Source organism: uncultured Fretibacterium sp., assembly GCF_938030725.1.
Lineage (GTDB): Bacteria > Synergistota > Synergistia > Synergistales > Aminobacteriaceae > Fretibacterium.
On sequence record NZ_CALHIQ010000180.1, the window covers coordinates 1 to 12,912 of the forward strand.

Genomic DNA, 12,912 nt, shown 5'->3' on the forward strand with positions numbered 1-12,912 from the left:
TTGAACCTGCGGCAGCGCGCCCGAAAATCCATCGTGGTCAGCATGGAGCTGTCGTCGATGAAGATGGGCCTCTGCGTCAGAACGCCGGCGGCATTCTGAAGCTCGTCCCAGTCCCCCTTGCTCATGGTCCCGGTGTTCATCGCCTGGAGGTCCACCTCGGACTGCGCCGCCAGCATACGCTGCACCAGCTGTTCCGCGGACATCTCAAGGCTGAAGATCAGGACGGCCGCCCGGCTTCCTCCGCCCCCGAACTGCGCGATGTTGAGGGCGAAGGCCGTCTTTCCCATGGAGGGGCGCGCGGCGATGATGTTCAGGCTTCCCGGCTGAAAACCGGCCGTCAGGCGGTCCAGGTCCGCAAAGCTGGACTCGAAGCCGCTGACGTCCGAACCGCTCTCCTGATAGCGCTGTTCGATGTTCTGGAACGTCCTGCCCAGAATGTCGCTGACGGGGCGGAAGTCGGCCCGATTGTTGCGCTGAGAGACCTCAAAGACGGCCCGTTCCGCCTCATCCACGATCATGGCGCTCTCCAACTCGCTGGAGTACGCCAGGCTGACGATCTTGCTCCCCGCGTCGATCAGTCGACGGCGGACGGACTTCTCCCGAACGATGCCCGCGTGGAACGCGATGTTGGCCGTCGTCGGGACCTCCGCCACCAGGGCGGCGAGGAAGGGCTGCCCCCCCAGTTTGTCGAAGACGCCACGCCGGGCCAACTCCTCTCCAATGGTGACAAGGTCCACGGGTCGGCTGGCGTTGAACATCTCCCCCATCACCTCGTAGGCGGCTCGGTGGTTGAGGTCGTAAAAATCCTCCGGCCTCAGGGTTTCCAGGGCGATCCCCAGAGCCTCGTGCTCCAGGAGGCACGCGCCCAGCACGGCCCGCTCCGCGTCCAGGTTCTGGGGCGGGACCCTGTCGTAAAGCTGCATTCGGTTAGTCTTTCTGCGCGATCACGGACAGCGTCATGTCCGCGTGAACGCCGGCGTACAGCTTCAGCGCAAAGGGATAACTGCCCGGCTGTTTGATGACGTCCTCCATTTTGATGTCGCGCTTGTCCACCGCCCGACCGTACTGCCGGCTCAGGGCCTCGGCCACCTGAGCCGTGGTGATGCTCCCAAAGAGCTTCCCATTCTCCCCCGCCTTCGCCTCGATCTTCACAGACTTTCCCTGAAGCCCCTTCTTCGTCTCCTCAGCCTCCTGAAGCTGTTTTGCCTCCTTTTTCCTCTTGTTGGCCTGCTCCTCCTTCCACGCCGCCACCTTGCTGGGGGTCGCCTCGACGGCAAGATCCCGCGGGAAGAGAAAGTTGCGGGCGTACCCGTCGCTGACGTTCACAAGCGCGCCGGCGCTGCCCACTTTATTGACGTCCGCCTTCAAAATCACCTGCATGAAAGATTCTCCCTTCAAAAAAGCACAAAAGTCCCCGCGTTAACCTAAGGGAACCGTGGCCAGGGAAGCGCTTATCAATCTTCGAGCATCAAACGAAGGTATCCCTCGGCGCTTCCCTGAAGGCATTTCAGCCACACTCTACGTTCTGCGGTGCGTCGTCCTGCTCCTGAAGTCAAAGACGATATCGCCGATGCCCATGAGCACCTGCCACGGCCACGCCAGAGGGATCAGGAGCAGGACGGCGGCCAACGTCCGAAGGACGGGCCCCAGCCCTCGCCGCCCTATCCACCAGAAGGCCAGAGAAAGTCCCTCGACGAAAAAGAGGACGTTCAGGACCAGCTCCAGGTTGGCCGCAAACAGGGCGCCCGCCCTCCACTCGTCCAGACCCCACAGGAGGTTGATGACGAAGGCCAGGAAAAACGCCGGCAGCAGGGACTTTGGAAAACGCCACTCCGTAAAGGCGGGCAGGGCGGGCGGGCGGTTCGCCTGTCCCCGCTGAAAATACCCGCACAGCTTGTAGTTGCACAGCGCATCCAATCCCGCGTAGAGGAGGAGCATCGAAGGCGTCATGTAGGGCAACAGCGCGGCGGTCTGCCTCATATTTTCCCGCATCGCGATCGTTTCCTGGAGGCCGGATGAGAAGCCCGCGTAGAGCCGTTCCATCATTTCCTCCATCTGTCCGGCGTCAGGGGCCAGAAAGTTATGCCCCGTCAGCGCCCACAGGAGAAAGAAGAAGAACAGCTTCTCGGCGACGGACACGAAGGTGCAGGCCAAAAGCGCCTCGCCCCCGCTCCAGCTCTTCCTTGAGCTCGCGGCAAGGACAGCGGAGAGGGGGGCCGAAGCCGTGACGAAGTACAGGGCGGAAGGGATCGGCAGGAAAAACGCCGTCAGCCCTCCCGTCAAGAGCATTCCCAGCCCCAACAACCGGCGTCCCTCCCGGCACCCCAGGAGGGCAAGCGGCAGCGGGGAGAAGAACAGGCCCCAGAAGCCCACCGCTGGAACGTAGTCCTTCGCCTTCAAGAGAAGGACCGTCAAAAGGGAAAAAAAGACCAGACGGCCAAGGGTGCTTTGTTTAAAAACGCTCTCCGGCCCCGGCATAGTCCACCCCCTTTTTAGGAATAAAAAAAGGGAGAGCCCTGTGGCCTCTCCCCATGCAAATTCAGCCGACATCCCGTCAAAGGACAGATGCCTCCCTCGCGCAACAGGAGAGGATCAATCCAGCGAGTAAGGCAGGAGCGCCATGTAACGCGCCCTCTTGATGGCCTCGGTCAAAAGCCTCTGGTGCTTTGCGCAGTTGCCCGTGACGCGGCGCGGAACGATCTTTCCCCGCTCACTGATGTACTTGCGCAACTTCTCAACGTCTTTATAGTCGACCTTTTCCTGCTTCTCAACGCAGTAATAGCAGAACTTTGGGCGTCGCTTGGACCCCCTCCGCATGCCGCCGCGCGGTGCGCCGGCGCCTGCGGGCCTGCTCTCCCTCTCTCCGTTCATCTAAGAAATCCTCCTTAAAAATCTCCACGGATCATCGACGGAGGAGCGTTTAGCTGGCTCCTCCCAAGGTCCTGTCAGACGCCCCCGTCAAAAGGGGATGTCCGATTCGGAGTTCTTGTTGGTGTCCTTTTCCATCTCCGCAAAATCCATCGGGAAGTCGTCGCTGAACCCCTTCTCGTGGATGCTCTTACCGAAATCCTCGTCGCCGGAGAAGGAGGACGGCGAGGAGTCGGGGGCAGTCTGGGGATCGTAAGGAACCCCTTCGTCCGAGGCCCTCTTTCCACCCACGAAGACGACCTCCCCTGCCTCCACCTCCGTCACGTATTTCTTCCCGGACCCGTCACGCGCGTCGTAGCTGCGCGAGCGTATCCGCCCCTCCACGAGGACGCCGCTCCCCTTCTTGAGGTAGCGGCCGCAACGCTCAGCCAGAGGGCCCCACGCGACGACGGTTATAAAGTCCGTTCCATCCTGGTACTCCCCGCTCTTGTTCTTCCACGCATAGCCCACCGCCACGGTGAAGCGAGCCCACGCCCGCCTCTCCACCGTGTAACGAACGTCGGGGTCGCGGGCGAGATTGCCCATCAGAACCACTTTATTGAACCCTCTGGCCATTGTCGATCCTCCCCTACTCGTCCAAAAGGATGATCATCTGACGATAGACGTTGGAACGCAATCCAAGGATACGGCGCAACTCAAAGGTTCCCGCCGGCTCAAGGTCAAAGTTGAAGAGCACGTAGATTCCCTCGGATTTCTTCTGAATGGGGTAGGCCAGCGCCTTCTTTCCCCAGACATCCGTCTGGGTCACGTTGCCTCCCAGACTGCGCACGACTTCCTCGATCTTGCCGACCTCCTCCTTAGGGTCCTCAAGTTCAGCGCTAAGGATGGTCAGCATCTCGTAATGCCGCACGTCTGTCACCTCCTCCCTATGGTCTAATGGCCTCTTCCAACAGAAGAGGCAGGGCATAAAACTTTTTTATTATAACGACAGATAGAGGTTTATGCAAGCGCCGCTTCAAAGACGCGCTTGACGTTGGCCTTGCACTCCTCGTACCCCTCTCCTTTGTGTGCCTCGTACAGCTTCTCCGACCCGATGAACATCGTCGGCACGCTGTAGTAATCGTACCTCTCAGCCACCTCCGGGCGTTCGCTCTCCTCCACCCAATCCATCTCGATCGCCCGATACCGGTCGTCCCCCGCCTTCAGCTCATCCATGGCCCTCCGGGCGTTCTTGCAATAGGGACAGGCATCGAGGTAAAAAAACGTGATCTTCTTCATCGCTGCAGCACACCTCCAAAATATTCGGCCAGATTGCGAAGTTATATCCTAAGGAGAGGGGACGGCCTCGACGGCCGCCCCCTCCGTTTGCTCACCGTTTATCTTTCGCTCTCGTTTCCGATCTCACGGCCGCCCTTGAGTCCGGTATGCACTGACGTGGACGGCTGGCAGTTCGTGTACCTGCCGCCGACGTAGCGGCCGATCAGTCCTCCCACGATGTCTCCGCCCCGGACTTCCTCGTCCGACGTGCAACGATCCAGCAGTCCCTTCTCCATCTGGCCGGCGACCCCACCGACGTTGGCCCTGCCGTTCACGGAGGCCGTCGAGATACAGCGCAGGGCGGTGCCTCCACGCCACAGGCCGAACGCGCCGCCGACCTGGTTCGTCCCCCTGACGTTGCCCTGGACCGAGGCGTCCTTCACCGTGCCCTGGGCGTTGAGTCCCAGCACCCCTCCCACGTTCTCCACGCCCTCCACGTTGCCGTCAAAGGCCACGGACTGGAACTGGATGGGCCCGGCCGCAGCTCCCGCTACGCCGCCGACGTTTTCCGTCCCCGTCACGACGCAGCGCTCGACTCCGACATTTTGCAGGAGCCCGGCCTGAAACGTCCCCGCCATGGCCCCAACGTTCTCGCGTCCCTCGATGCTGCTGTCGGAAACGGAAACGTGCATCAGGATGGAGCCGAATGCACCGCCGGCGATGCCGCCCGCGCTGGCCCCTGCGCCCTTCACCTTGCCGATAAACTCCGAGTTCAGGAGGCGGCACTCCACCGCGTTGCCGATCAGGCCGCCCACGTTCTGGCTGCCCGCGACGGCGCCGGATACGGAAACGTTCTTGACCGTGGACTTCTGAGCGGCGCCGGCCAGGATCCCGACCTCCGCCACGCCGTTCACCTCGGCGTCTTCAACGGTGAGGTTGTAGACGTAGGCTCCTGAGAGCGTTCCGAACAGGCCCACGGGGTCCTTCCCCACGTGCTTCAGCGACAGGCCGCTGATCGTGCGTCCATTGCCGTCAAAGACGCCGCTGAACGCCAAGGTTCGTCCGATGCGCGAGAAGCCGATGGGAGCCCAGGCCCTTCCTCCGAGGTCCACGTTGGCGGTCAGTCGAATGTGCTTGCCCGCGTAGTTCCTCCCGCCGTTGACCGAAGCGGCAAAGGCGCGAAGCTGCGCCTCCGTGCGGATGGTCCAGGGACTCCTTGCCGTACCCTGCCCACCCGCAAAGAGGGAAACCGCCCTTCGTTTGACGGTCTTTTTCCTATGGAGCCTCGTTCTCCGCACGGTCTTCTTTCCATCGGGCGTCTTGGTCACGACCCGTGGAGCACCCTCGGCTGAAATGGGGGCGAACTCGGGCAACACAAAGGCGAAACTCAGAGCGCATAGAAGACAGAGAGCAAACCCAAACCTGCTCAGGCCCTTCCCTGTTTTCCCCTCACGCGGCGATCTTCCGATAGACTCCATCGACCTTCGACATCCTTTCGCTTTTTAATCTTGAAACTCAAAAGCCCAAGCCACTCTTGCCCTCCATCCGACCGAGGCAAGCTTTCTTTACTATTTTATCCCAACTCAGGCGATCTTTGGGCATTTCGTCATATAAGTTCCCGTCGATCGCTCTCGCCATCCCATCCCTCACCGAGCTTTTTATTTTGACGGGCAGGAAAAACCGCCCCTGAAAACGCAAATCAATATTGACATAACCCCCGTCGTTCTGCAAAATAAACGGCGGAAGGTGGACGAAAATAAGCGCCGCGGCGCAGGCCTCGTCCGCTCGCAAATTTTAGGAGGAACGACGACGATGATCTGTCAGCACTGCGGAGCCCCTCTGGAAGCGGGGGTAGAGCTCTGTCCTTTCTGCGGCTCCCCGACGCCCTACAATGAGATGCTCCTGGACGAAAAGGTCCAGAGGAAACAGGCGCTTCAGCGGAAGAAAAAGCTGGATGGGCTAGCTGCCATCAAGCACGTTTCAGGCCTGTCCCTGCCCTTCCTCTGGATTGCAACCATGGGCATCTACAGCCCCGTGTGGTACCTGACGAGGGCACAATCACTGAACCGCATGAACTCTCCCAAAAAACTGCCCCTCCTCGCAGCGCTCCTCCAGCTGGCGCTCTGCCTCGGCGTCCTGATCCTCCCAGGCTCCTGGGAAGAGATGGGGGTGGATGCCGAAACGGCCTCGACATACAACAACTACGTGTTCAGCGCGAGCTTTCTCCTCTCCATCTGGCTGGCCTTCCGCGTCAAGGACATCCTTTGGGCTCACGCCTCCCAATACCTTGAGAAGGCCGTCGTCGTTCACACCATCGCGCCGTCGGTGACCCTTCTCGTCGTCTTCGGCCCCCTCTACCTTCAAACTCAGATCAACAAGATGATCTTCATGGAACTCTTGACCCCCAGCGTCTAAGGCGCGGCGGACAAATTTATCGAGAATGGAGTGACGGCCCATCATGGCTTTGTTACAGATCGTACAGTGGGATGAGAAGATCGACAGCGGCGACGTCTTCGCATGGCGTTGGACGGATGCCAAGGCCCCGGCGCGGAGCAACGAGCTGGGGAACTGGACTCAGCTGATCGTCCAGGAGGCCCAGGAGGCGATCCTCTTCCGCGACGGACAGGCGCTGGACCTCTTTGGTCCCGGACGCTACACGCTCTCCACCGAGAACGTTCCCGTCCTGCGGCACCTCCTCAACCTGCCCACGGGAGGCGAGAGCCCCTTCAAGGCATGGGTGTGGTTCATCAACAAGGTGAACGTGCTGGACGTGAAGTGGGGAACGCAGACCCCCATCCTGCTCCGCGATCCCGAATATCAGGTTCCGCTGCCCGTCCGGGCCTACGGCCAGTTCGGCATCCGCATTAAGGAGAGCCGACAGTTCCTGCTCAAGCTGGCGGGCACCCGCACGCAGATCACTCGCGAGGACCTGGTGAACTCGTTCCGGGGGCTCCTGCTGAGCCGCATCGGCGACATGATCGCCACCTATATATCGCAGAAGAAGATCAGCATCTTCGACATCAGCGCCTACCTCCAGGACATGTCGGACGAAGCGGTGGAAGTCCTGCGCCCTGTGTTCAACGAGTACGGCATCGAGTCCGTGAATTTCTTCTTCGGCTCCATCAACGTCCCGGACGACGACGAGGCCGTTAAGGACCTGAAGCGGGCAATGAGCGAGCGGGCGCGCATGGACCTGAAGGGGTACACCTACCAGCAGGAGCGCTCCTTCGACGTGCTGGAAACGGCGGCCCAGGACGCCGGGGGAGAGAGCGGCGGGAGCTCCCTGATGGGTGCGGGCGTCGGTTTGGGCGCGGGCATGGGGCTGGGCGGCGCCATTGGACAGATGGCCGCCCAGATGGGACAGTACGTCAACCCCCTCGGACAAGGCACTCAACCAGCCAGCCCGACCGTGACCCCGTCGGCTTCGGACGTGAGCTGTCCCAAGTGCGGCAAGTCCTGCCCATCCACAAGCTCCTTCTGTCCTGCGTGCGGAGCGCGGCTTACGGAGGAGCAGAGCCCTGCCTCGACGTCCGCGCACAAGTGCCCGAAGTGCGGCAAGCCCTGCGCGGAGGACAGCAAGTTCTGCCCGCATTGCGGCCTGTCCCTCTCCTGCCCCAACTGCGGAACACGGCTCGAAGTGGCGTCGAAATTCTGCCCCGAGTGCGGGAAACCTCTTCTGCCGTAAGCGGCACGCATCACGAAAGGAAGGATCGTCATGAGCATCAGAAGCGCTATCGACAAACTCCATCAGGTTTTTAACCTCGCCCTCGTCTTTTCCCTCATCGCCGTCACAGCGGGCGTCTTCATCTTCTTCCTGACGACGCCGGAGGGGCGGGGAACGACGTTTTGGATATCCATGGCCTCCCTCGCCTTCGCGCTGATCCTGGGCCTGCTCTTCTCCACGAAGTTCGCGCTTTCCAGCGACCGGGAGGCTCCGGGCAATTTCTCTTACCTGGGCATCCTGGCGGCCTACTTCGTCTTTGTCATCGGAGCCTCCATCGCCAACGTCTACCTTCACTTCTCGACGACGACGTACTTCCTGCTCCACGTCGGAGGGGCAGCGGCCTTCCTCCTCCCCCTCCTCCTGATCAACATGGCGATGCTGAAGCAGGGGAGCGCGGACCGCAGGGACCAGAGGGAGGGACGTCTGGCCCTCTCGCTCAAGGCGAGCCACCTCCAGGACCTGGTCAAAAACCTTGAGCTTTCCCTCAACCTGCCCGGAGAGGATTTCTCCCCCCTCCTTCGCCTGGCGGACTCCCTCCAGTACGCGGACCCCACCCCGGCCTCCAGGAGTACGGAAAATGTCCTGAGTGACGCCCTGGGCACCCTGGATGGAGCCATCGTTGCCCTCACGAACGGCACGGAGGCGGATCGGGTCGAAAAGTGGCAGGCGGTGCTGGCGGCCTGCAACGCCGCGGAGAGCGCCCTGAAACAGCGCAACATGGAGGTCATCAACGCAAAATAGCGTTGTGGCCCTGAGGTTTCCTCAGGGCCACAACTTTTCCGCGTCCGGCGACGGGCCGTTTCCGCTTCAAAAGCGGGATCAGAACAGGCCCGTGATCTTTCCGTGCTCGTCCACGTCGATGGAGAGCGCCGCGGGCTTCTTGGGCAGGCCGGGCATCGTCATGATCTCGCCCGTGACCGCCACCAGGAACCCGGCTCCGGCGGAGAGGCGCACCTCGCGCACCGTGATGCGGAAGCCGCTGGGACGCCCCACCTTCGTCGCGTCGTCCGAGAAGGAGTACTGCGTCTTGGCCATGCAGACCAGGAGGTCGTCCTTGCCCAGATCGTGGATGACCTGAAGGTCCTTTTCGGCCTGCGGCGTAAAGTCCACGCCCTCTGCCCCGTAGATCTCGCGCGCAATGGCCCCCATTTTCTCCTTCGGGCTCATCTTCGCGTCGTAGATGAACTTGAAGTTCGAGGGCTTCTCGCAAGCTTCAACGACCTTCTGCGCCAGCTCCCTGCCGCCCTCGCCGCCCTTCTCCCAAACCTCGGACAGCGCGAAGGAGGCGCCCAGTTCCTTGCACTTCGCCTCCACCAGGGCAAGCTCCGCCTCCGTGTCCAGCGGGAAGCGGTTGATCGCCACCACCACGGGCAGGCCGAACTTCTGAACGTTCTCAATGTGCTTCTGCAGGTTGGGTATCCCCGCCTCCAGCGCCTTCAGGTCCTCGGTGCCCAACTCCTTCTTGCTGCGCCCGCCGTGCATCTTGAGCGCGCGCACCGTGGCGACCACGACGACCGCATCGGGCTTCAGCCCCGCGACGCGACACTTGATGTCCAGGAACTTCTCAGCTCCCAGGTCCGCGCCGAACCCAGCCTCCGTCACCAGGTAATCCGCCGTCTTCAGGCCCAGCCGCGTCGCCTGCACGCTGTTGCACCCATGGGCGATGTTGGCGAAGGGGCCGCCGTGGATGAACGCGGGCGTTCCCTCAAGCGTCTGCACCAGGTTGGGCTTGATGGCATCCTTCATCAGGGCGGCCATGGCGCCGGCCGCGCCGATGTCACCCGCCGTAACGGGCTTTCCGTCATAGGTGTAGGCCAAAACCATCTTCTTGAAGCGTTCCTTCAGGTCCATCAGGTCCATGGACAGGCACAGGATCGCCATGACCTCCGAGGCAACCGTGATGTCGAAGCCGTTCTCGCGCGGCACGCCGTTGGCCTTGCCGCCAAGCCCGATGACGATGTTGCGCAGAGCGCGCTCGTTCAGGTCCATCACGCGGCGGAACACGACGCGGCGCGGGTCGATGTTCAGCTCGTTGCCCTGCTGAAGGTGGTTGTCCAGCATGGCGGCGCAGAGGTTGTGCGCCGTGGTGATGGCGTGCAGGTCGCCCGTAAAGTGCAGGTTGATGTCCTCCATCGGGACCACCTGGGCGTAGCCGCCGCCCGCAGCGCCGCCCTTCATTCCGAAGCTGGGCCCCAAGGAGGGCTCACGAAGCGCCACGCAGGCCTTCTTGCCGATCTTGTTCAGTCCGTCCGCCAGCCCGACGCTGGTGGTCGTCTTGCCCTCACCCGCCGGGGTCGGCGTGATTGCCGTGACGAGGACAAGTTTGCCGTCCGGCTTCTTCTCGCGCTCCCTCAGCACCTCAGGGACCACCTTGGCCTTGTACTTACCGTAGCACTCCAGTTCGTCCTCTGTGATGCCCAACTTCTTCGCGATCTCGACGATCGGTTGGGGCCGTGCCGCCTGCGCAATTTCGATGTCGCTCGGTACGTTTGCCATCTCAATCCGTCACTCCATTTCCTCTTTAGGATTTGGGCGCGCGTTTCACGCGCCGCCTTTTCACTGTCCTGCCAGACAGTGGTGTGCCGCCAACGTTTCAATGACGGCCACGTCGTCGCCCTCCATCGGGAGCTTGCACATGGCCTCATATTCCTGCCGTCCGCCAAGGGAGGTCAAGATCTCAAGCATGTCCCCGCTCTCCTCGCCAAAACGGCCGGAGAGCAGGCCAAACAGGATCACCCCGCGGGAGAACCAGTTGAGGAGGTCCCGCGACGTGGACCACACGTCCGCGTAGAGCGAGGCGAAGTTGAAGTCTTCCTCCTCCGTTTCGGAGTCGTCCGCAGGCTCCGCAAAGTACCCCAGCATGTAGAAGGGGACGTTTGGGGACATGATCAGCGCCTCCCAGAACATCCGCGCCGCCGTCCCCCGGTCCGCTCCCTTCGGGGCCAGCATAAAGGCCGCGCAGAGCCTGGCATAGGCCCAGCCCAACTGGTGGTCCTCGTCCTGCATCGTCCTGCTGAGGATGAGCTGCCACTCATTCTGCTCGATCAGTATTCTGTAGTAGAGGCTCCTGACCGCGCCGTTGTCGTCCAGATCGTGGCGCAGGAGGCGCTCGATCAACTCCATGGCCCGCTCGTCGTCCCCAACGCCATAGAGCGTGAACGCCGCGCGCTGCATCAACGCCAGGTACACGGTCCCAAGGGGATTTTCCTCGTAGGCCTCTTCATCGACCCCCTCCTCCTTCAGAACCGCCTTCACGGCCTCCAGCGCCCCCTGAAGGATCGACAGGCGCTCCTCGTCGTCGTCCGTCAGGTCAGCGCGCAGCAAAAGCGCCTCCGGATTGTCGGGCTCGATCTCCAGGGCCCGCGCCACCAACGCCTCCACTTCTTCCGCGTCCTCGGACTCATAGGCCCTGTCCAGAAGGGCCTCGACATCCATTTCTTCTTCGTCCATGCAACCATCACTCTCCTCGAAAGGCAGGCGTCCGTTCCCTCTCACTCTGCCCTACTCGACGTCCCACTGGCCGCCGTTGTCGGGCTTCTTCTCCGGCGTATCCGGGGTCCTGCCTGCGGGGAGGTTTCGGAAATCGCGGTTCTCCGCGCCGTCGCCACCGCGATAGCCGCCGAGAGCGTCGAGGCAGATCTCACCGCCCCACAGGAGGCCCCACTGGCGCGCCAGGTTTGCAAAGTCACAGGGCTCCATGCAAAACCACCAGATACAGTTCTTGCGGAGTTCCTCGCCGATCCACTGACGCCGGCGCTTCAGCGCATGCCAGGTGTACTCCCCTGCCAGCGGCGTGATCTTCTTCCAGCGATCCCCAAGCCACACCCAGGCGCCCTCGCTCCCCGATCGCCAGGCGACCACGGTTCGAGCCAGGGGGTCCCTGATGATCCCCATACGGTCACAGCGGTAGTCCATGATCTTGCAAAACTCAGGGTCGTTGACGTATCGGCCGCACAGGCCCGTCGCCGCGATGCGGGTCAGTCCAGGGACCTGCCCGGGGACGACGGACCCCACCAGGACACAGGTCGGAACGAGCGCTCCATCGGGTCCAAGCTGGCCGTACACCCAGCGGTTCTGGGCCGCCTGCGCGACGGGGAAGCCGTCGAAGGTGGCGTACCACCCCGCCGGCAACCCCATGGGCTTCCAGACCTCGAAATTCATGGCGTAGGGCTGCTGGTACGCAGCGATCACCGCTCCGCCCTGGGGGAAAGGCCAGACCGCAACTCCGCCGGGGGACACAGGGCAGGAGCCGGGATAGACAAAGGACGCCTCGGAGAACGACGCGCCCGAAAGGACAAGGCAGACCGACGCCACAACGAGCACAGCGCTTTTTCTAAACGACCGTCGCATATTAAGATCACTCTCCATCATCGTGCGCCGTCCTCGCGTTCAGGAGGGGCGCATACGGCACCAGAGATGTCGTTCCTACTCATTATACAGGGAATCGCAGAAATCGCACCCAATGCAACCCCCGTTCGTTCGTTCTTCTGCCGCGTCGCTTCGCCCCCATGCTATAATGGACGCAAAAGGCGATCTGCCGTCGAGGAGGGAAGGGGAACGATGCTGAGGGTAGACAACGGGCTGAGCAGCCTCCAGAGCTCGCCGTCCAGCGCCGGGGAGGCCGTATCCGGGGGCAAGGGTTTCGCTAACATCGAGGACGCGCTGAAGCAGGTTGAGGAGGCAAAGACGCGGACCTCGGAGGCCACGTTCCGGGCGTGGGACCGACACACCGACATGGTGGAAAAATCCCAGAAACTGAGGCGTATTCGTATGCGCCAGGAGGCTATTAAGCGGAGAAACCAGGAACAGCGGGAGAACAGCCGAGAGCTTATGGCGCAGGCGGCGCTCCAAAACGCCAACCGCACGAGGATGATAGAGGCCAGCGCCATGAAGCGCAAGGCGCAGGAGAGAACCGCCGGCGCGTGACCTCGCTTGGCGAATTAAACCTGTCTAAAATTGCGAAGGAGCGCACGGACTCCCGACTGAGCCCGTGCGCTCCTTTATTTAGGGAAACACTGATTAAGTCGTTAAGAACCGTCAACCGTATGGACTCCCTTCAGTGC

General features: G+C 62.0%; 15 protein-coding genes. 4 read left to right on the top strand and 11 right to left on the bottom strand.

Annotation, left to right across the window (positions count from 1 at the left end; translation table 11 throughout):
• The 8 genes from Q0629_RS09840 to Q0629_RS09875 all read right to left on the bottom strand — a co-directional run.
• A partial coding sequence (locus Q0629_RS09840; RefSeq protein WP_298781987.1) for a replicative DNA helicase occupies positions 1–923 on the bottom strand: 923 nt, incomplete at its 3' end.
• Positions 924–927: 4 nt separating this feature from the next.
• A complete protein-coding gene (gene rplI, locus Q0629_RS09845) occupies positions 928–1,380 on the bottom strand; it encodes a 50S ribosomal protein L9 (protein WP_298781988.1) in 453 nt (150 codons plus the stop codon).
• 138 nt (positions 1,381–1,518) lie between these two features.
• Complete coding sequence (locus Q0629_RS09850) at positions 1,519–2,415, bottom strand: DUF2232 domain-containing protein (RefSeq protein WP_298781990.1); 897 nt, start codon at positions 2,413–2,415, stop codon at positions 1,519–1,521.
• A gap of 177 nt (positions 2,416–2,592) precedes the next feature.
• The gene (gene rpsR, locus Q0629_RS09855; protein ID WP_208874065.1) at positions 2,593–2,817 is read right to left on the bottom strand and encodes a 30S ribosomal protein S18; all 225 of its coding nucleotides are present in this window, start codon (positions 2,815–2,817) and stop codon (positions 2,593–2,595) included.
• A gap of 141 nt (positions 2,818–2,958) precedes the next feature.
• Complete coding sequence (gene ssb / locus Q0629_RS09860; RefSeq protein WP_298781993.1) at positions 2,959–3,483, bottom strand: single-stranded DNA-binding protein; 525 nt, start codon at positions 3,481–3,483, stop codon at positions 2,959–2,961.
• A gap of 13 nt (positions 3,484–3,496) precedes the next feature.
• Complete coding sequence (gene rpsF / locus Q0629_RS09865; protein WP_298781996.1) at positions 3,497–3,778, bottom strand: 30S ribosomal protein S6; 282 nt, start codon at positions 3,776–3,778, stop codon at positions 3,497–3,499.
• 89 nt (positions 3,779–3,867) lie between these two features.
• Complete coding sequence (locus tag Q0629_RS09870; protein WP_298781998.1) at positions 3,868–4,146, bottom strand: glutaredoxin domain-containing protein; 279 nt, start codon at positions 4,144–4,146, stop codon at positions 3,868–3,870.
• A 98-nt stretch (positions 4,147–4,244) separates the two neighbouring features.
• Positions 4,245–5,453, bottom strand: coding sequence for a hypothetical protein (locus tag Q0629_RS09875; protein WP_298782000.1), 1,209 nt, complete (start codon positions 5,451–5,453; stop codon positions 4,245–4,247).
• A 418-nt stretch (positions 5,454–5,871) separates the two neighbouring features.
• Between Q0629_RS09875 and Q0629_RS09880 the strand changes: the two genes are divergently transcribed.
• The 3 genes from Q0629_RS09880 to Q0629_RS09890 are packed head-to-tail and all read left to right on the top strand — an operon-like array spanning position 5,872 to position 8,590.
• Positions 5,872–6,540, top strand: a complete 669-nt coding sequence (locus Q0629_RS09880; protein WP_298782002.1) for a zinc ribbon domain-containing protein — start codon at positions 5,872–5,874, stop codon at positions 6,538–6,540.
• Between the two features lie 43 nt (positions 6,541–6,583).
• Positions 6,584–7,810, top strand: a complete 1,227-nt coding sequence (locus tag Q0629_RS09885; RefSeq protein ID WP_298782004.1) for an SPFH domain-containing protein — start codon at positions 6,584–6,586, stop codon at positions 7,808–7,810.
• Positions 7,811–7,840: 30 nt separating this feature from the next.
• Positions 7,841–8,590 carry a hypothetical protein gene (locus tag Q0629_RS09890; protein ID WP_298782006.1) on the top strand — a complete coding sequence of 250 codons (750 nt, stop codon included), beginning with the start codon at positions 7,841–7,843 and terminating at the stop codon, positions 8,588–8,590.
• A gap of 78 nt (positions 8,591–8,668) precedes the next feature.
• On the opposite strand, the gene Q0629_RS09895 is transcribed toward Q0629_RS09890, so the two are convergent.
• From Q0629_RS09895 to Q0629_RS09905, 3 genes are read right to left on the bottom strand one after another with little or no spacing between them, the layout of a single operon-like run.
• The gene (locus Q0629_RS09895; protein WP_298782008.1) at positions 8,669–10,345 is read right to left on the bottom strand and encodes a formate--tetrahydrofolate ligase; all 1,677 of its coding nucleotides are present in this window, start codon (positions 10,343–10,345) and stop codon (positions 8,669–8,671) included.
• Positions 10,346–10,405: 60 nt separating this feature from the next.
• On the bottom strand, positions 10,406–11,299 hold the full coding sequence (locus tag Q0629_RS09900; protein ID WP_298782009.1) for a hypothetical protein: 894 nt from the start codon (positions 11,297–11,299) through the stop codon (positions 10,406–10,408).
• A 51-nt stretch (positions 11,300–11,350) separates the two neighbouring features.
• Positions 11,351–12,163: a hypothetical protein gene (locus tag Q0629_RS09905; RefSeq protein WP_298782012.1), complete on the bottom strand. Its 813-nt coding sequence runs from the start codon at positions 12,161–12,163 to the stop codon at positions 11,351–11,353.
• A gap of 246 nt (positions 12,164–12,409) precedes the next feature.
• Between Q0629_RS09905 and Q0629_RS09910 the strand changes: the two genes are divergently transcribed.
• Complete coding sequence (locus Q0629_RS09910; protein WP_298782014.1) at positions 12,410–12,775, top strand: hypothetical protein; 366 nt, start codon at positions 12,410–12,412, stop codon at positions 12,773–12,775.
• The last annotated feature ends 137 nt before the right edge of the window (positions 12,776–12,912 follow it).